This window comes from Streptococcus sp. 210928-DFI.4.42 (assembly GCF_020554365.1).
In the GTDB taxonomy this organism is placed as follows: domain Bacteria; phylum Bacillota; class Bacilli; order Lactobacillales; family Streptococcaceae; genus Streptococcus; species Streptococcus parasanguinis_S.
The window spans coordinates 1-18,481 of record NZ_JAJCHF010000002.1; the positions used below are offsets into that span (position 1 = coordinate 1).

Sequence of the window (18,481 nt, forward strand, 5' to 3'; positions counted from 1 at the left end):
AGGTGAGACGACGAAATCGAATTCTAACGAATTACCGATTTCTGTCCCACTCTCTTCTTATTTTGTAAAATCGATCCGTTTAGAAAGTTGATTGATCACAATCGCTCCAAAAATCAAGGATGCGAATTCACCCAATCCCATAGTCAACCAGTTATAGAAGAATGGTTGGCCTTGAAGGTAGTATAGTTCCAAGGCAATCGTAAACATGGAGATGGAAAAGAAAATCGCAAACAAGAAATGGTCCAAGCGAATAAGACCGTCAAACAAGAACTTGTTTTTGAATCGACCAAATAGAATGAGTCCAAGTCCTAAGAAGACAAAGGTTGAACCTCCACCGACAAAGACATCGATCCATCCAAAACTAAATAAGTTAGCAATCATACAACCAAGCGTCACCCCAATCAAGTACTTCTTATTGTAAAAAGCTAAGAAATTCATCATTTCCGAAACACGGAATTGATAGCCATAGTAGGCCATAGCGTTGAGAGGTGGGGTAATGGTCAATACGATATAAATCGCAGCAACAATGGCAATTTGCGCCATATCACGAGCAGTTAACTGTTTCATCTATTCTCCTTTAGCGGTTTTCCCGCGTGTAATATGCTTGGCGAAAGGATCTTAAGCACCAAGGGTTGAAGTTTGATTTCTTCAACCTTTCAAGTATAGCATATTTTGAGGTTTTATGGTAGACTGAATTTATGAAAACACTAATTAAAAAATTTTTTGATAATGAGATTTTATCCTATCTATTTTTTGGAGTTGCCACAACCATTGTTTCTGTCGGAACCCGTCTCTTCATCTATCATGTGTCTCGTGATGAACGATTAGCGACAGCTATTGGAAACATTGCTGGGATCCTCTTTGCCTTTGCGACCAACGATACCATTGTCTTTAAACAAGAAAGAAAGGGCTGGTTTCAGCGCTTGATCCGATTTGCAATTGCGCGCTCTGGGACCTTTATACTGGATATGGCCTTGACCGAGATTTTTGTCAAGCAATTCCCAGGAATTATCGGGCAATTTGTCCACAATAACAAAAGCCAGATCAATCTGATTGAAACCCTCTTTGCACAAGTGGCCATTGTGGTCCTCAATTACGTCTTTAGTAAACTCTTTGTCTTTAAAAATAAAAACAAGGCTTGAAACGATTGTTTCAGCCTTATTCTTTTAAACTTCTATACTTGCATGCTCTGCACTTAATTGATAGATGGTGCCTTCAACCCCAAAATAATCCTTGGCTAGATCTTTCAATTCCTGCATAGCTGTTTGGGCCCGTTTGGCCTGCTCCTCATTGATGGCTTCAATCACCAAAATAGCGTCCTTGGTATCTTCTGTTAACATGGTTCTTTGAGCCTCACGCCAATTCAAACAACGGCAAACAGCTCCTTCTTGATCGTAGTAGATGATCTCCCCTTCCAAAGCTGGCGCATCTTCTTCAGCACCTAATGGAAAGAAAGGTTCGCCTCCTTTCGCTTGTCCTAGAGAGAGTCCACCCACCAATTTATCCATATCTTCTCCCCCACAAGGAAGGGCATAAGCCATCGACACGCTATTGTAAAGATCCACCAAAGGATTAATCGGATAGAATTCACGTCCCTGGTGAACCCGTTTTAAGAGTGCTTCGATGGAAGATCGGGCTCCTTTTTTTGTTTTAAACTTGCTAAAAGCTTGGCGCCACTCTTGAACGAACTCACTCTGGGTATAGTTTTCTTCATCAATAAATTCCCATGCTCTCTTGGTACCCTTGTCCAACAATTCTTTGAAATAAGGATCCTTGGCTTCATCTACTGTATTATCAATACCATACAAGGACATCACTGTAATTCTAGCTGTTGGAAATAAATCCCAAAATGCTTGATCGACTGTCACTTTCATTGCTTTACCTCACTATAATTTCTTTTTTGACCTTTTTTGACTAGCTCCCAATCCAAGGTGATATTCTCACGAACTCGGATGAGATACTCCTCTAACTGTGCGACTTCTTCTTTGGAAAATCCTTTTAAGGCAGTTTTTTCAGAGTAAAGATGCTCCCCTAAAATGAAGGGGTAAATCTGCTTACCTTTTTCAGTTAATTCCCATTCCTTGATTTTAAGGTTTTCACCCCTTGGACGCTGCTGAATCAGTCCTCGTTCTTCTAGTTTTTTTACAGACCTTGCAACGGTGGATCGATCTACTTTCAAGACTTCAGAGAGTTCTTCCTGAATCATTCCAGGTTGCTCGGCAATTCGCACCAGGTAGAGGTATTGACCACGCGCCAGATCCAAATCTCGAAATTCAATATTTGCTATAGAATCCAGTGCTCTCGCAATGATGCCAATCTCACGCAAAATACTCATCTTACTCCTCCTTTCCTATTGACAATAGCATAACACATTTTTGTTGCAAATGCAATAAAGATAGATAAGAAAAAAAGAGGCTGGGACAAAAGTCCTAGCCTCTCAATTATTTTTGAATTGTCGAGCAAGACGCAGTCGTTGAGTGGGCTCTACTACGCTGATTCCATCAGCTTTTACAGCCCTACTCAACTGTGCGGAGGTGGGACGACGAAATCGAATTCTAACGAATTACCGATTTCTGTCCCACTCTCCCTTATTCCGTTTTTTCTTTTTTTATCAAGCGTAACCTAAGCTTTAATTTTTGTGAAACTTCTCTATGCCGAAAGTCCACTTCTTCTGATTTTAACTTAGAGACAATTTCTCCACTGCGCGTTTGGAACTTTGCTTCTCTAGCAAATTGGATACTGGCATTTAAAATACAACCAATAATCATGATTTTTGCCACCAAGATAAACCAGAACATGATGACCGCTAGGACGACCGAACCGAAGAAACGAGCATCTAAGAAATGACTCACATAACGATCCACATATTTCCAAAAGATATTCAAGATCGCATACAGGACAGCAACAACAAAGGTCGCCCCTGGCAATACATATCTAAATTTCGGAATTTTGACATTTGGAAGGGTGTAATAGAGCAAGACCAGACTAACAAAAAGCAAGAGATAGATGGTCGGCTCTGTCAAATTCAGTAAGCGCACATAAATCGTCCGATCAAATGAAAAGGTCTTATAGAGATAACGAACGATCATTTTCCCAAACATGGAAAGGATCAGCGAGAGTCCAAACAAGCCCTGCAAGGCAAAACTGATCAGAAAGCTAAAGAGTCGCCCCCAGATAATACCACGCTCCTTTTCCACCCCATAACTCTTGTTATAGGCTTTTTGGAGGTAGGCAATGCTCTGAGAGAAGATCCACAAAGCAGAAATAATCGAGAAACTCAGTAAGCCTGTCGAAGGTTTGGTCAAGACACTCGAAATCATCTGTGCCACTATTCGATATAAGGAGGATGGCAAAACTTTCTGTAAGCTTAAAAGAATCTGAGTTGGACGAATATGAAAGTAAGGCAGAATATTGGCTGCAATCAGCATCAAAGGGAAAATGGAGATCAGCAAATAATAGGCAACCGCAATGCTAGTGATATCAGACTCTGCACTCTGATAAAATCGCACGAAGCCTTTTATAAATGGCTGTCCCAGTATTTTTTGTAGGACCTTTTTCATTCGTCACCTCCCCATTTTACTAAAAAAGAGCAAAGAGCGAAACCAGACACTTGCCTTCAGCTCCATTCTTTCCTCTCTATTTTTTAGTATGTTCCTTCTTCACCTTGACTAGTCAAGATCACTGGACCATCTTTTGTAATCACAAATTGATGCTCGTATTGACAAGAAAGGCCACCGTCAAGGGTCTTATGGGCCCAACCAGTTTCCATATCTGTATCAATCTCCCAAGTACCGGTATTAATCATTGGCTCAATCGTCAAGACCATCCCTTCACGTAAGCGAAGACCGCGTCCAGCACGACCATAATGTGGGACCATTGGTTCTTCATGCATGGTAGGCCCGACACCGTGTCCGACCAAATCACGCACCACGCCATAGCCTTTGCTTTCTGCATACTCTTGAATCGCTGCACCAATATCTCCCAAGCGATTGCCAACGACCGCTTTCTCAATTCCCTTATAGAGACATTCTTTGGTCACGTCCATCAAATCTTGGACTTCTTGCGAAACATTTCCAACCGCATAAGCCCAGCAAGAGTCCGCCAAGCCACCACTATAAGACTCCGTGTATTTCTTGACTTGCGCTACATTATCAAAATCTAATTTCGATACATCCAAAACAGACTTATCAAGCGGTTCTGACAAGACCATGTCTACCTTGAGGAGATCACCATCTTTGAGAATGACATGACGTGGAAAAGCATGGGCTACCTCGTCATTCAAACCACAGCAAGTCGCATAAGGATAATCCATGAGACTGCCTTCTACACCGATCTGAAGCGGCAAGACATTGGCTTCTTTACAGCGACGACGGACATATTCTTCTACTTCCCATAGGTCAAGCCCTGGCTTGATCAAGTCACGTAATCCAATATGGATGCTGGCAAGGAAATCACCTGCACGATCCATAGCTTCAATTTCACGTTGTGATTTTAATGTAATCATTGTCTCCTCATTTCTTTTGTTTAATTAATCTTAATCGTAATGGTTGCTTTCGCGACTAGCTGCAGATCTAAATACAAGCTAAAATCAACCAAGGCCGAACGTCTGGTTCGTCGAACTAGTTGTGGTTCAATGCGGATCACATCATCCACCTGCACAGCCTGTAAAAAATTGATGATCAACTGTTCGACAATCAAGCTACGCCCACTGTGTTGCATCATCTTGCGAATAACCTTCATCAGCACTTCGATCATGACCCCATTGGCCAAAACACCGCTTTTCTCCAGCATACTTGGCTCCACTGTGAATTGGTAATGGTCGTTCTCTGTTTGAATCTTTTGACCAATTTGCTCACTAAAGGTTGGTAAGCTCGAAAACTGCACCTTGCTAATCCGATCCATGACATCCCGACGCGTAATAACACCCAGCAAGGTCTGGTTATTACGAACAACAGGAATCATTTCATAATCTTCAGCGATCATCCGTTGGCTAATCGTCGCAATGCTGGTGGACAAATTAGTGGTAAAAATGGTCCGTGACATCACCTTATCAAGGGTCGTCTGAGGCGCCTTATCTCCAGCATCTCTCATGGTTACGACGCCCACTACCATCTGGTGCTGATTGACAACCGGAAAACGACTAAAGCGATTCTTTCGAACCAAATCTAAATAATCCCGGACCGTATCCGTCTCAGAAAGATAGCCGTACTCATGGAAGGGCCGATAGACCTGCTCGACTGTCAAGATATCCGTCTTGATCTGCATATTAGACAAGGCCTTATTGATCATAGTCGCGACGGTATAGGTATCGTGTGAAGTTCGGATGACTGGGATTTGTACCTGATTGGCCAGATCAATCACATCCTCACTCACTTCAAAGCCACCTGTCACTAAGACCGCATTGTCATGTTTAAGAGCCAATCGTTGGATGCTAGTACGGTCACCCACGATCAAAAGCCCACCTTCAGACACATAGTCTAGGACGTGCTTTTCCGTCATGGCACCAATATAAAATTTATTAAATTCTTTTTCGAGTCCCTCTTCACCTGCTAATATATCAGAGCCGGTGATTTCTAAAATTTCCCGATAGGTCAAATGCTCTAGTACAGCTTTTTGCGATTTGACACGGATGGTCCCGCTTCTAGGACGCGTTTCGACAATTCCTTGATTTTCAGCTTCTTTAATGGCACGATAGGCCGTCCCATCACTGACATTCAAAAAATTGGAGATACTGCGGACACTGACCCGTTTTCCAATCGGTAATTTTTCGAGATAGTCTAAAATCTCTTGGTGTTTACTCATAGAAGTCCCCTCTACCTAGGCGGAAATCATAATAATCGCGCATTTTACGCGTATAGCGGTCACTCCCTTTGAATTGACGAAAGAGACGAAAACCAGCCTTCAAAGCGACCTTTTGACTCCCTGCATTTTCAACATGGGTGACAATCTTAAGCTCCTTCAGTTGAAATTTCTCAAATGATAGATAGACCAACTCTTTGACCGCTTCTGTCATCAGACCCTTTCCCCAAAAATCTTTGCGCAAAAAGTAGCCTAACTCAGCCTCACCCTTGATTTCATCCAACTTTTCAAACTTGATCGAACCGATCATCTGATTGGTTTCCTGATCACAGATCGCCCAAACCCCCAAAGGATTTTTCATGAAATAGTTGGCTAGTACATATTGAGTTTCAGAAAGATCGGCTTGTGCAGGAAAGATAAATTGTAGGTTATCAGGATTCGAAGCAATCTTATAAAAATCTTCCGCATCCTCAAAGAGAAAAGGTCGTAAATACAACCTTTGTGTTTCAATTAGTGAATAGGCAGCTAAGTTCGTCCAAATATTCATTTCAAACTCCATTGTTCGTGTATCCAGCCGCCACTATCAGATCCCAAGTTCTGTCACTATTCCTCTACCAACTGGATGTCTGCTCCAAGTTGGGTCAATTTATGAATAATATCTGAATACCCGCGAAGGATGTATTCCACATTTGTAATTTCTGTTGTTCCAGAAGCCATGAGACCGGCGATCACTAAAGCCGCACCAGCTCGAAGATCCGTCGCTTTCACACTGGATCCTGTCAATTGATTTGGCCCTTCATAAATAATGTGGTCGTTCAAGGTCGAAATGGTGGCCCCCATTTTAGCCAATTCTGGTACATGGTTGACCCGTTTTTCATAAATCGTATCAACAATGCGCCCACGTCCTGCAGCCGTTAAGAGCAAAGGTGTGATCGGTTGTTGCAAATCAGTCGCAAAACCAGGATAAGGAGAGGTTTTGATCTGGATGGCCTTCAAGCCCGTCTGCTTTTCTACAAAGATACTATCTTCAGAAATGGTCATGCGCACACCCATTTCCTCTAACTTAGCAATATAGCTCTCTAAATGCTCGTACAAGACATTATTGATCTGGATACCTTCTCCAATAGCAGCTGCAAGGGCAATATAGGTTCCTGCTTCGATGCGATCTGGAATCACCTGATGTCTAGTTCCATGCAATTGTGGAACACCATCAATGATTATGATATCCGTACCTGCTCCCCGAATATGGGCTCCCATGTTGTTGAGCAAGGTCACCACATCGATAATTTCAGGTTCCCGCGCAGCATTTTCGATCACTGTCCGACCCTCAGCCTTGACCGCTGCCAAAATCGTATTGATCGTTGCACCGACACTAACAGTATCCATGTAGATGTTTGCTCCTTGAAGAGGCTTGCCATCTGTCGCAAGTTTCATACTAGAGCCATCCATGGTCATAGCGGCTCCCATCGCTTCAAAGGCCTTCAAATGCAAATCGATCGGACGTGGGCCAAGATCACACCCACCAGGAAGTCCAACCGTTGCTTGACCATAGCGCCCTAACAAGCTACCATAGAAATAATAGGAAGCTCGCAGACTGTTGATCTTTCCAAATGGCATGGGCATATTCTTCACCCCACGTGGATCAATGATCAAACTGTCTTCTTTGCGCTCGATCTTAGCCCCCATGATGGTCATGATTTCAATCAAACTCGCCACGTCGGAGATATCCGGTACCCCATCAAGGGTCACGATATCATCCGCCAGAATGGTCGCCGGAATCAGGGCTACTACACTATTTTTTGCACCACTAATGGTCACCTCTCCTTTTAGAGGGCGACCACCATTTATTACAATTTTTTTCATCTTAATAATTTATTAGCTCTTTCAAGTCTTTTTCCTTTTACTATCGTTTTTTGTAACGGAAATAAAAGGGACAACGTATTCAAAATACTGCATCTATTATACCACAGATGGACCTATTTTTCCATCTGTAGGAATTTTCAAAACGAAAAAAAGCTAGGATCAATTTGACCCTAACTTTTCCATTTCAACTCATTATTTTACAGCTTCTTTCAAGGCTTCTACCTTGTCCAAACGTTCCCATGGAAGGTCAATATCTGTCCGTCCCATATGGCCATAAGCCGCTGTTTGACGATAGATTGGACGTTTCAAATCCAGCATTTGGATAATCCCTGCAGGACGTAGATCAAAGAGCTCACGTGCTGCTTTTTCAAGCTTACTTTCAGCAACCGTTCCTGTACCGAAGGTATCAATCCGAACAGAGACAGGTTGAGCAACCCCAATGGCATAAGCCAATTGCACTTCTGCTTTCTTAGCAAGACCTGCAGCAACAATATTTTTAGCAATGTAGCGAGCTGCATACGAAGCGGAACGGTCCACCTTCGTCGCATCCTTACCAGAGAAGGCACCACCACCGTGACGTGAGTAACCACCATAGGTATCTACGATAATCTTACGACCTGTCAAACCTGAGTCCCCTTGAGGTCCTCCGATAACGAAACGACCAGTTGGATTGATGAAGAATTTGGTTTCCTCATCTAGATAAGAAGCTGGAATCACTTCTTTGATGACCTTGTTAATCACATCTTCGTGGATTTGTTCATTGCTGACATCTGGATCGTGTTGAGTTGAAATAACCACTGTATCCACGCGCACTGGGCGGTCGTTTTCATCGTACTCAACAGTAACTTGTGACTTGGCATCTGGACGAAGATAGCTGATTTCCCCAGACTTACGAAGCTCTGCCAAACGACGAACCAACTTGTGGCTGAGTGAAATTGGCAATGGCATGAGTTCTTCTGTTTCATCCACCGCAAAACCAAACATAAGACCTTGGTCTCCAGCTCCAATCAAATCAAGTGGATCTTGATCTGCATTTCCACGAACTTCCAAGGCTTCATTAACCCCTTGGGCAATATCAGGAGATTGTTCCACCAAAGATGGGTGTACTCCTACCGTCTCAGCAGAGAATCCATATTCCGTATTAGTATAACCAATCTCTGCAATGGTATCACGAACCACACGGTTAATATCCACATAAGCAGTCGTTGAAATCTCACCAAAGACATGCACGGAACCAGTATAAACAGCTGTTTCGGCAGCCACGTGAGCTTCTGGATCTTGCTCTAAAATAGCATCTAAAATAGCATCTGAAATTTGGTCTGCAATTTTATCTGGATGCCCCTCAGATACTGATTCAGACGTGAAAAGTTTACGTTCTGACATAAAAATGTCCCCCCTTAAAATAAATATTCGTTATAGAGTTACAAAGCACTGATAGAAAGACTATCACCTTATCGGGACCATATAACACTTCATTATAACACATTTCAACTATGATAGACTATGTTTTAAAAAAGGAGTTGATATAGTTTCAATCTATATCACTCTTGAAAGTAGCAGACATATTTCTTTACTAGCAATAAAGATATGAATAGGAAAAAAGGTTGTAATCCAAATTCCTTCCAATTCGAAATAAATTCAAGAAGATTGAGGCCGTCATTCTCTTCTACTTATCCAGAAGAATTGAAGATATACCTATCCCCTCATTACAGTAACCACCAGTCTTCACTTCAAAAAAAGTACAAACTAAACCAGTTCTGTCTCTGCAATTGCCTGTTTCACCTCTTCAATCGGTAAATGCATCAGTTCTACTTCTTTTTCACGGTAGAGATACTCGGCATATTCATCAATTCGATACTGATGAATGTATACTACCCGCTTGCAACCAACTTGGAGTAACTGCTTGGTACAATTGAGACAAGGAAAATGCGTCACATAAGCTGTAAACCCTTTTGGAATTCCACGTTCAGCTCCTTGCAAAATAGCATTGACTTCTGCATGAATCGTCCGGACACAATGCCCCTCGACCATTAGACAGCCATCCTCCAAGCAATGATCTGTCCCAGAAACAGACCCATTATAACCCGTTGCAATGACCTTGTTATCCTTAACCAGTACAGCCCCAACCTTAGCACGATTACAAGTTGCCCGATTTGAAATTAGTAAGGCCTGTGCTGCAAAATACTCATCCCATGCTAGTCGATTATGTGTCACCTTTAGGTCCTCCATCTAATATGATTTCTCCTATAATTGATTTCATTATAGCATGAAATCAGTAAGAAAAAAAGACTGAGAAAATCTTCTCAGCCTTATAAACATTATTTACCAAGTTTTGCTTTAGCTGCATCTGCAAGAGCTGTGAAAGCTGCTGCATCGTTAACAGCCAAGTCAGCAAGCATTTTACGGTTTACTTCGATCTCAGCCAATTTCAAACCATGCATCAATTGTGAGTATGAAAGTCCGTTCATACGAGCTGCCGCATTGATACGTGTGATCCACAATTTGCGGAAGTCACGTTTCTTTTGACGACGGTCACGGTATGCATAGTAGTAAGAGTTCATTACTTGTTCTTTTGCAGTACGGAACAAGATATGTTTAGCTCCATAGTAACCTTTAGCTAATTTAAGAATACGTTTACGACGTTTGCGTGATACAACGCCACCTTTAACACGTGCCATTTATATTTCCTCCAATATTTCCTAGAATTCTTTACTTACGAAAACTCGATTATTTCAAGCGAGTAAGCATTGCTTTGATACGTTTGAAATCTCCAGCATGCACCATAGATGCTTTACGAAGATGACGACGTTGTTTCTTAGTTTTTCCGTGGAAACGGTGAGAAGTGTAAGCACGGAAACGTTTAAGTCCACCAGAACCTGTACGTTTGAAACGTTTAGCTGATGCGCGGTGTGTTTTTTGTTTTGGCATGATATTTTCTCCTTTTTTTAACTTTCTGACAGATTATTTCTTGTCAGTTGCTGGCGCCAATTGCATGAACATTTGACGTCCATCCATCTTAGCTCGTTGTTCGATGATTGCCACATCTTGTGTCGCTTCAGCGAAGTCGGCTAAAACTTTAGCACCAATCTCTTTGTGGGTAATCATACGACCCTTAAAGCGAATGGATACCTTCACTTTATTTCCTTTTTCAAGGAATTTGCGAGCATTGCGAAGTTTTGTATCGAAATCACCCTTGTCAATCACTGGGCTCAAACGAACTTCTTTCACGGTCACAACGCTTTGTTTTTTGCGTTGTTCTTTTTGCTTCTTCTGGTACTCAAATTTGAACTTACCGTAGTCCATAATTTTCGCAACAGGAGGTTTAGCTTGAGGTTGAATGAGAACCAAGTCAACATTAGCGTCGTCCGCAAGTGCTTGCGCTTCGCTAAGTGGTTTGATACCCAATTGCTCACCTTCAAGACCGATTAAGCGAACTTCACGTACACGAATTTCATCATTGATGAATAAGTCTTGCTTTGCTATGGTTTTCACCTCTTTTTTATTATTCGAGAAAAACAAAGAACGGACCTGCAAAACAGGCCCGAACTACATGATGTATTTCATTTCTGAAACTTGATCCGTAGGGGCCAGGCAACTTGCGTCACAAGGCGAGAAGTTCTCACTTCTGCTTTTCTCAACTTTTATATGATATCAAGTTTTTTATTCTTTGTCAAGAAGTTTTTTTGCTTTTTCTTCAATAAAGGCAACAACATCTGCAATTCCAACACCCGTTGTGTCAAAATGAATGGCATCAGCTGCAGGTTTCAAAGGAGAAACGGCACGGTGGCTGTCCTTATAGTCCCGCTCAGCGATTTCTTTTTTCAACAATTCAAGATCCGCTGTGATGCCCTTTTCAACATTCTCCTTATAACGACGTTCTGCCCGCTCCTCAACCGAAGCAACCAAAAAGATCTTCAACTCTGCATGTGGAAGGACGACCGTCCCAATATCGCGTCCATCCATAACGATGCCCCCCTCTGCTGCAATTTCTTGCTGTAGAGCGACAAGTTTTTCACGGACTGGCGCAAGCGCTGCAACCCATGAAACATTGTTGGTCACTTGGTTATCGCGAATTGGGTGGGTAATATCCACGTCTGCTACAAAGACAAGCTGCTCTCCTTCTTCTGAACGACCGAAACTAATTGGATACTGATCTAAAAGGGCTAAGAGGTCATCAACCTGTTCAGCTGTCAGATTATTTTGCAAAGCTAGGTAAGTCGCTGCACGATACATAGCTCCCGTGTCTAGATACGTATAGTCTAGATCCTTGGCAATGATCTTTGCGACTGTGGATTTTCCACTAGAAGCCGGTCCATCAATGGCAATTTGAATTTGTTTCATGCTGTCCTCAACTCCTACTGAATCTTAACGACATCACCAGGATTCGCATACCATGATCCTGTAGACATATGAGAAGGATTTAACTGTTCCAATTGGGCAATGGAAATACCAGCACGCGCAGCAATCGCTGCTTCCCCTTCACCTGCTTGAACAGTGATCGTACCTTCTTCAGAGTTCTCATCTTTTGAACTATCGTCTTTAGCCGCTTGGTCAGTTTGTGCTGCAGGGGCTGATGATTTCTGTTCAACCTTAGTCTCTCCATTGTAGAAACCAGACATTTGTTTTGATTTGTTGCTGCCACCTGTTGAAAGGAAAATCAACAAGCAGACCATCGCCACTACTACTACAAAGAAAATAATGGCTAAAATCGTCAATAGACGGTCTGCCTTGATTCCGTTTAACTTACTCGTTCTTTTCAATGTTTCTTCTCCATCATCGTAAATATCTTCTTCCCATGGTTCTTTTGCCATGACTTCCTCCTTGTTTTTTCTCGTAAAAATCATTACAATAGAAGTATGAAAGTTACGTTAATTCCAGATCGTTGCATCGCTTGCGGTCTCTGTCAGACCTATTCTGAATTATTTGATTACCATGACAATGGCATCGTTAAATTTGCTGCTGAAGAGGACGACCTCCTTGAAAAGGAAGTCCCTGTCACAAACGATGTTCTCGAGGCTATTAAAGAATGCCCCACTCATGCTCTCTTAAAAGATTAAGAGGGCTTTTTATTTGTTTGCATAATACATCTCGTAGTAATCCACATGGATGAAATTGTCCGTCAGGATTACTTCTCCCTTAAAATAAGGATTTAAGGCAAGTGCATTGATAAAGTATTTTTTCGGCCATTTACGCATACAGAATGTTCGACTGCGCGATCCATCATTAAATATGAGCTTGATCGATTTCTTATTTACTTCGACCTTTTCGATCGAGTCAATCTTCACTTTGATTGGAGTAAAAGGATTGGCAGTAATAATCCGCAAGATCCCATCCTCATAGATCGTGAAGTAACGATGGACCCCAATCGCGAGCAAGACCATAAATAAAAAGAACGAAAACAAAACTAGCGTTGGCACACTAGAGCTCTCATACATCAAGGCCAGTCCAATAAAGACCGGAATCACTGCAATGGACCAATAAGTCACAAGAATAGATAAGTCCGGTTGCCAATGATAATGGACCTTTCCAAATATCTTAATCATGAGCGTACCCCCATCTAATAGTTTAGCATAAAAAACAAAAAAAAGGGAGCCAGACAGCCAAAATCACAAAGATTTTTACCTGCTAGCACTCCTTTTAATTGGATTTGTTGGTTGGGACTTTAAAGAAGTCTTTAGAAAGGTACCCTTTATTGTTTTATCAATACTATTTATTTCTAGCTATAGAGTAATATTCTGATACCTTTTGTTCAGTTTCCTCTTTTTCATCTTTGGGAATTTCGCTAATTTTATTCCCTTTAGTAGTGCGATAGGTTAATTCGGAAACAAATAAAGTTGAATAAATACTATTATTTTCACTTTTTGAAAATAAAGATTGTCCCAAAAAGTAATTTCCAGCTGAATAATCTAAATAATCAAGAATTGTTGGTGTCAAATTAACAGAATTCTTCCCGTCTACATTTATAACTTCTGGATTTATACCCTTGTAGTATATAAACAGAGGTATCCTATCTAAATTTCCTTGTACCCTTGTATTTTTAGGAAAACTACTCCTATATTCATCATCAACAAATGTTGCATGATCAGTTGTAAATATAACAATTGTGTTTTCAGAAAATTTACTTTTATTAAATTCATCAATAAACTTACCAAATTGAAAATCCATATCATGGAATCTATTTAGTAATCTATCTTTTCCATCACCGAATTTTTTTTCAAATCCATCCATACCAATATGCGTACCAAACGTGTACATTGTTAACAGGAATGGTTTTTCTCCCTGACTATTCATTTCATCAAATAGTTTCCTATATGCATTTTTATCAGACGAAACCCCTAAAGATTTATTTATCGGAGCTGAGATAACTTTTTCAAAACCTAAGTTTCCTAAATATGTTGTAAATTCTCTATTTTTGGGTTCCGTGTTAATAAAAGCAGTTTGATAACCAAACCCTTCTAAAATCTGAGGAAGAGAAATTAAATAATTCTTATCACTATTTTTTAATTGATATCCCGAATATAGCTGACCAATTATTCCTGCATATGTTGCAAAAGTATGGTTATAATAATTATCAAATCTTAAAGATACTGATTGAATATTTCGTAGATTAGGTACTACATTCCTGTCATCATCAATAATATGTTGAGACATTCCTTCCGTAAAAATTAAAATAACATTTGGTCTCTCAGGCAAATTTTTTGGTTTATCTCTATGATTAGGTATTTCACTACGATGAAATTGTTCGCTCTTTATATTTTTCGAACTATTAATTTGTAACAATTGATTATACTTAGAAATATTGTTTGACAAATCATAGATAGACATAGCTGGTGAAAAACCCGTTCCTAAACAAAGTAATAAGATAATTTCTATAAAAGTCACTAACGAAAGTAATTTTAAATTTTGAAATCTAATAACTACCTTTTTTGCTCTAGAAAAATTTGAATAATTAAAATCAATATATACTATCGGTAATGAACTAAAAATGATGAGCAAAATAATTCCGGTTAAATAAATAACAATTCTACCTTTCAAGGCTTCCCAAGAACTGAGGTTATTTATCATTATCAACGTTACAAAACTATCTGCAAAATTTAGCACCAATAATTCAATATTATATAAAAGAATCAAAATAAAATTTAATATATTTCCCCATAGATTACTTTTTTTCACTAAAGCATTTGACAAAGAAAAAATTATAACAAGTTCTAAAATAGAGAAAATAAAAAATAATAAATTATTTGTGGTAAAAAAAGAACATAACGTAATAACAATTGAAAAAGTATATTTGATTATTGTTATTTTTCTTAAAGCAAGTAATTCCTTAACTTTTTCATATAATGGCATTCTAGTTCATTATTCTCCTTTTTATCCTCCTTAAAATATATTTAACTGCTGTCCCAGGACCTACAATAATATATTTAAGAGCTCCCTTTATTCCACCGATGTTGTCAAAATTAATATATGTATTTGGAAGATTATCAGGTCTTATATTCAGCACCTCATTATCAACAAACGGTGTAATATAAATATTATTTTTAGAAATTGCATAGTCAAACCGTCTTGACCAAGCTAAATAAACAAGAATTCGTTCAATAGAGTGTAAAATAGTATGCTGTGGAATTGGTTCAGTTGGTATTTCCTCATCACTCAACTCTATTTCAAACAACGGCTTTAAAGCTTCATATTTAAACCAAACAAATGTTCCATAGCTCATAATAAATATGTCCATTTTTTTAAAATCGATTTCACGACTAAGATTCATTCGCCGCCATAAATCATTCATTCCCTCAGCAAATCTATTCTCATTCCACGGATCAACAATTTTTGTATAACGGAAAAATGTTGGAATATCTGCAATCACAAGACCAAGATTATCATTATTCTCTAGATTTGAAATTATGGTATCTGCTGGTTGGATAAGCATTGAAAACAGTTCATTACGCCAAGATTCACCTACCCAATATGGATATTCCGGAGATTTTTTTGTGTGGAAATGTCCAATAAAGTCATAATTGGATAACTCATCTTTCAACTTAAGCATAGGAATAATATCACGACCTCTATTTCCGGTCACAACAACTCTTGCATGTTTATCGTGGTATTTGAGAATGATTTCAATTTCTTTTTTCTTTTCTTCAGAGTCAGTTGTCAAAAAAAGATCATAATTAAAATGAAAATTATCAAATTGCTTCAAAAATTCTTCAAGTAAATCTACATAGTAAGTATGAAGGTGTACTGCTATCTTTTTTGTATTGTAATATTTTTTTTCGCTATTTTTTAAAATTTTACGATCTAATAAATAAGGAGGAGTTGGTAAACTAATATCTGACATATGAGACAAGATAAATTCTACTGGATAGTCAGTACGATTCTCAATTTCTTTTAGTAAATAGGGAGAAAGGTGTTGGCTTAAATCAAATGTTTTTATTTTAATAAAAGGAACTCCTCCATCAAGTAAAACATGAGGGTAATGAATTGTAAAATTACTGTGAAAGAACTTATCATTTAACGGAAGGGTATTCAGAACAGAATCATATTTAAAGCCAGCATCAACAAACAATTTTGTATATTGTGTTTCATAGTTATCAATAACCTTTTGAACCTCTTCATAACTTTGAACTGATTTCCAGAAAGTTTGAAATACTTCCGATTGAGTTATAGATTTCTTAAATGAAATAAAATACGATTGTAGATGTTCATTAATATAAAAATTTCCGGCTTGAATTCCTCTATGATTAGTCATTCCCCAAAAATCAACCTGATTATTGGATTCATATTTTTCATATAACGGCTCCATATCCCAAAGTGGACCAAAACAAGTATCATTCATAACAGTTACGGAATCATAATCTTGGACGTCATTGAATCCAATAAATTCCATTCCATCATGCCAAGCCGCAAAATCGTATCCTTTATTTTCACGTTGAATAAAGTTGTCAATTAAATTTTTTTCATAAAGTTTGGATACCTCACTCTCACTGAGTTTACTATTTGAAATAAAGACAACTTTTTTAAATAGTTTCCTTAATTGTTCAATTTGATAATATACATGCCTACTGATATGATTGTATTTATTATAGTGAACATATAGTAATAAACGATTCATTATTTTCTCCTAAAGAAATTGATAATCTTGCTAGTTATTCTCCAACGTTTGCTATTAATTATCGTAGTGAATTCATCCGATAATTGTTTGTATTTCTGTATTAGTTCCTTATTAGCAGAATGTAGGTCTGCTAATTCTGTTAATATTGATCCTTCGTTCATAATTTTAAAGGTATTTTTCAATTTATATGAAAAAATAAACTCATTGGAATCTAGATGACTTATATCATATGTAATCTGTGGATCATTTTTTCCAAAGAGTAAACCAGACTCAGTTAGAAAACCATTTGTAGAAAACATCTGGACTTCTTCATGATAACTATGAGAAGGAGTTAGTTTAAATTCTTCAATATAGTTTGGAATCTCAGACAAATCCACTCTGATCTTTGTTACAGCATCAGGAACATTAAAATAAATTTGGTCTGAATACTGAAATGGAAAAGTATACTTGTTATTCTCAGAAAATTCTTCATTATCTTTAGAATAATAAATAACTACAGATTGAGACTTAATGTCAAATATCTCATGCTTTGGTATTGTATTACCCAATAACGATTCTAATGCTATTATAGATTTTTTCTCACTATATTGTTCGGAAGTTATTTTAGAGATAATATTATCAAAACAACTTTCCTCTGAGTATAGTTTTCTAGCATGTTCCCGTATGGCAAGCGAGTGAGTCTTAAAATCATTAAAATTCTCTATCATATCAGACAAACAAGAAGTTAAATTTTCTATATTACCTAAGGCATAATATACTCCAGCATTAAAATACTTGCCAGCTGAACGATACCCACTAATATTTGAAACTATTGATGGAACACCTTTTAAAATTGATTCAACAAATACTAATGAAAAACTTTCTGATTTAGAGTTGAAAACACATATATCTGATGTAGTAACTTCATCCCACGGTTGATCCTTATATCCCATAAAATGGACATTTTTTAGAGAATATTTAGTGATATATTCATCACATTTTCTCTTAATTGTCTCTTCCCAGTCTCCAATAAAAACTAAAGGAATATCTTCTCTGTTTAAACTTGCGTATGCTCTCAAAAGCTCAAATTGGTTTTTATTCTCATTTATCATCCCAATTGATACAATTCTTCTTTCTTCTGAATAAGTTAATTCATTATCAGAAATATTTGAGAATGGAATAAAGCTATCCAATTTTGTACTATTATTTGAAAGTTCTAAAAGGGTATCTGACAGGTTTCCATATACCGAAAATACTCCATCTGAATTTTCAAAAATAAATCCAATTTTTTTCTTGTAATAATCAAATTCACGATCGGGAAACTCATGAATCAACCAAAAATGAGGGATTCCTTCACAAGCAGCAGAAATACTACCTTGAAAAACATTTACTGTATTAGATATCACTAGCTCAATTTTTTCTCTTTTAATGATATCTCTTATTTGTTTAATATTCTGTTGGTAAAATAAAACTCTTTCTTCTTTTGAAAAAAGTGATCCACCAGGTGCCTCCTCCCACCACCATTTTAGTGTAGGAATAGAAAAAAGTTTAATTCCTGCTTTCGAAAAGAGATTCACGTAATTACTATGAGTATAATGAGAATTTTCTGGATAAGCATTATATATTTTATAACCATTCTTAGATAGATAGATCATTAAATTTGCAATAGATTTTTCTGCTCCATTGTCAAGTGTTCCTGTAGGAGATATAAATAAAATGCGTTTTCCCATA

The 18,481-nt window shown here is 38.3% G+C and carries 21 protein-coding genes, 1 riboswitch and 1 other annotated feature; of the genes, 2 read left to right on the plus strand and 19 right to left on the minus strand.

What is annotated here, in order from left to right:
• Nucleotides 1-57 precede the first annotated feature (57 nt).
• On the minus strand, nt 58-567 hold the full coding sequence (locus LIZ08_RS00845; protein ID WP_049471983.1) for a QueT transporter family protein: 510 nt from the start codon (nt 565-567) through the stop codon (nt 58-60).
• Nucleotides 565-670, minus strand: a riboswitch (PreQ1 riboswitch). Its footprint overlaps the gene before it by 3 nt.
• A gap of 28 nt (nt 671-698) precedes the next feature.
• On the opposite strand from LIZ08_RS00845, the gene LIZ08_RS00850 reads away from it, so the two are divergent.
• Entirely contained in the window at nt 699-1,142 is a 444-nt protein-coding gene (locus LIZ08_RS00850; protein WP_021153029.1) for a GtrA family protein, read from the plus strand.
• A 24-nt stretch (nt 1,143-1,166) separates the two neighbouring features.
• Here the strand turns inward: LIZ08_RS00850 and LIZ08_RS00855 are convergent, their stop codons facing one another.
• The 14 genes from LIZ08_RS00855 to LIZ08_RS00920 form a co-directional block, all read right to left on the minus strand.
• On the minus strand, nt 1,167-1,874 hold the full coding sequence (locus LIZ08_RS00855; protein ID WP_014713165.1) for a B3/4 domain-containing protein: 708 nt from the start codon (nt 1,872-1,874) through the stop codon (nt 1,167-1,169).
• The gene (locus tag LIZ08_RS00860) at nt 1,871-2,335 is read right to left on the minus strand and encodes a MarR family winged helix-turn-helix transcriptional regulator (protein WP_070660317.1); all 465 of its coding nucleotides are present in this window, start codon (nt 2,333-2,335) and stop codon (nt 1,871-1,873) included. Before LIZ08_RS00860 ends, LIZ08_RS00855 begins: the two co-directional genes overlap by 4 nt.
• 253 nt (nt 2,336-2,588) lie before the next feature.
• A complete protein-coding gene (locus LIZ08_RS00865; protein WP_155167791.1) occupies nt 2,589-3,560 on the minus strand; it encodes a YihY/virulence factor BrkB family protein in 972 nt (323 codons plus the stop codon).
• Nucleotides 3,561-3,643: 83 nt separating this feature from the next.
• A complete protein-coding gene (locus LIZ08_RS00870) occupies nt 3,644-4,504 on the minus strand; it encodes a methionyl aminopeptidase (protein ID WP_070595210.1) in 861 nt (286 codons plus the stop codon).
• Between the two features lie 20 nt (nt 4,505-4,524).
• Nucleotides 4,525-5,802, minus strand: coding sequence for a CBS-HotDog domain-containing transcription factor SpxR (spxR, locus tag LIZ08_RS00875; RefSeq protein ID WP_227038079.1), 1,278 nt, complete (start codon nt 5,800-5,802; stop codon nt 4,525-4,527).
• A complete protein-coding gene (locus tag LIZ08_RS00880; protein ID WP_227038080.1) occupies nt 5,795-6,346 on the minus strand; it encodes a GNAT family N-acetyltransferase in 552 nt (183 codons plus the stop codon). Before LIZ08_RS00880 ends, spxR begins: the two co-directional genes overlap by 8 nt.
• Before the next feature lie 56 nt (nt 6,347-6,402).
• Nucleotides 6,403-7,662, minus strand: a complete 1,260-nt coding sequence (locus tag LIZ08_RS00885; RefSeq protein WP_049471988.1) for a UDP-N-acetylglucosamine 1-carboxyvinyltransferase — start codon at nt 7,660-7,662, stop codon at nt 6,403-6,405.
• A 192-nt stretch (nt 7,663-7,854) separates the two neighbouring features.
• A complete protein-coding gene (gene metK / locus LIZ08_RS00890) occupies nt 7,855-9,045 on the minus strand; it encodes a methionine adenosyltransferase (RefSeq protein ID WP_049490932.1) in 1,191 nt (396 codons plus the stop codon).
• 363 nt (nt 9,046-9,408) lie between these two features.
• Nucleotides 9,409-9,876 carry a deoxycytidylate deaminase gene (locus tag LIZ08_RS00895; protein ID WP_100208998.1) on the minus strand — a complete coding sequence of 156 codons (468 nt, stop codon included), beginning with the start codon at nt 9,874-9,876 and terminating at the stop codon, nt 9,409-9,411.
• Between the two features lie 104 nt (nt 9,877-9,980).
• Nucleotides 9,981-10,340, minus strand: coding sequence for a 50S ribosomal protein L20 (rplT, locus tag LIZ08_RS00900; protein WP_000124834.1), 360 nt, complete (start codon nt 10,338-10,340; stop codon nt 9,981-9,983).
• Between the two features lie 49 nt (nt 10,341-10,389).
• A complete protein-coding gene (rpmI, locus tag LIZ08_RS00905; RefSeq protein ID WP_003003453.1) occupies nt 10,390-10,590 on the minus strand; it encodes a 50S ribosomal protein L35 in 201 nt (66 codons plus the stop codon).
• A 33-nt stretch (nt 10,591-10,623) separates the two neighbouring features.
• Nucleotides 10,624-11,154: a translation initiation factor IF-3 gene (infC, locus tag LIZ08_RS00910; protein WP_003003721.1), complete on the minus strand. Its 531-nt coding sequence runs from the start codon at nt 11,152-11,154 to the stop codon at nt 10,624-10,626.
• A 16-nt stretch (nt 11,155-11,170) separates the two neighbouring features.
• Nucleotides 11,171-11,299, minus strand: a sequence feature (ribosomal protein L20 leader region).
• A 23-nt stretch (nt 11,300-11,322) separates the two neighbouring features.
• Nucleotides 11,323-12,003, minus strand: a complete 681-nt coding sequence (cmk, locus tag LIZ08_RS00915; RefSeq protein ID WP_031574170.1) for a (d)CMP kinase — start codon at nt 12,001-12,003, stop codon at nt 11,323-11,325.
• A 14-nt stretch (nt 12,004-12,017) separates the two neighbouring features.
• Nucleotides 12,018-12,473 (minus strand): SAG1386/EF1546 family surface-associated protein, encoded by a 456-nt coding sequence (locus LIZ08_RS00920; protein ID WP_003006692.1) that lies wholly within the window; start codon nt 12,471-12,473, stop codon nt 12,018-12,020.
• A 45-nt stretch (nt 12,474-12,518) separates the two neighbouring features.
• On the opposite strand from LIZ08_RS00920, the gene LIZ08_RS00925 reads away from it, so the two are divergent.
• On the plus strand, nt 12,519-12,719 hold the full coding sequence (locus LIZ08_RS00925) for a ferredoxin (protein ID WP_003006690.1): 201 nt from the start codon (nt 12,519-12,521) through the stop codon (nt 12,717-12,719).
• Between the two features lie 9 nt (nt 12,720-12,728).
• Here the strand turns inward: LIZ08_RS00925 and LIZ08_RS00930 are convergent, their stop codons facing one another.
• From LIZ08_RS00930 to LIZ08_RS00945, 4 genes are all read right to left on the minus strand, one after another.
• Nucleotides 12,729-13,205, minus strand: a complete 477-nt coding sequence (locus LIZ08_RS00930) for an EbsA family protein (RefSeq protein WP_023917814.1) — start codon at nt 13,203-13,205, stop codon at nt 12,729-12,731.
• A gap of 163 nt (nt 13,206-13,368) precedes the next feature.
• A complete protein-coding gene (locus LIZ08_RS00935) occupies nt 13,369-15,009 on the minus strand; it encodes an LTA synthase family protein (RefSeq protein ID WP_227038081.1) in 1,641 nt (546 codons plus the stop codon).
• Between the two features lies 1 nt (nt 15,010).
• Nucleotides 15,011-16,771, minus strand: a complete 1,761-nt coding sequence (locus tag LIZ08_RS00940) for a rhamnan synthesis F family protein (protein WP_227038082.1) — start codon at nt 16,769-16,771, stop codon at nt 15,011-15,013.
• Nucleotides 16,771-18,480, minus strand: a complete 1,710-nt coding sequence (locus LIZ08_RS00945) for a glycosyltransferase (RefSeq protein WP_227038083.1) — start codon at nt 18,478-18,480, stop codon at nt 16,771-16,773. The genes LIZ08_RS00940 and LIZ08_RS00945 overlap by 1 nt, the downstream gene beginning before the upstream one ends.
• Between the last annotated feature and the right edge of the window lies 1 nt (nt 18,481).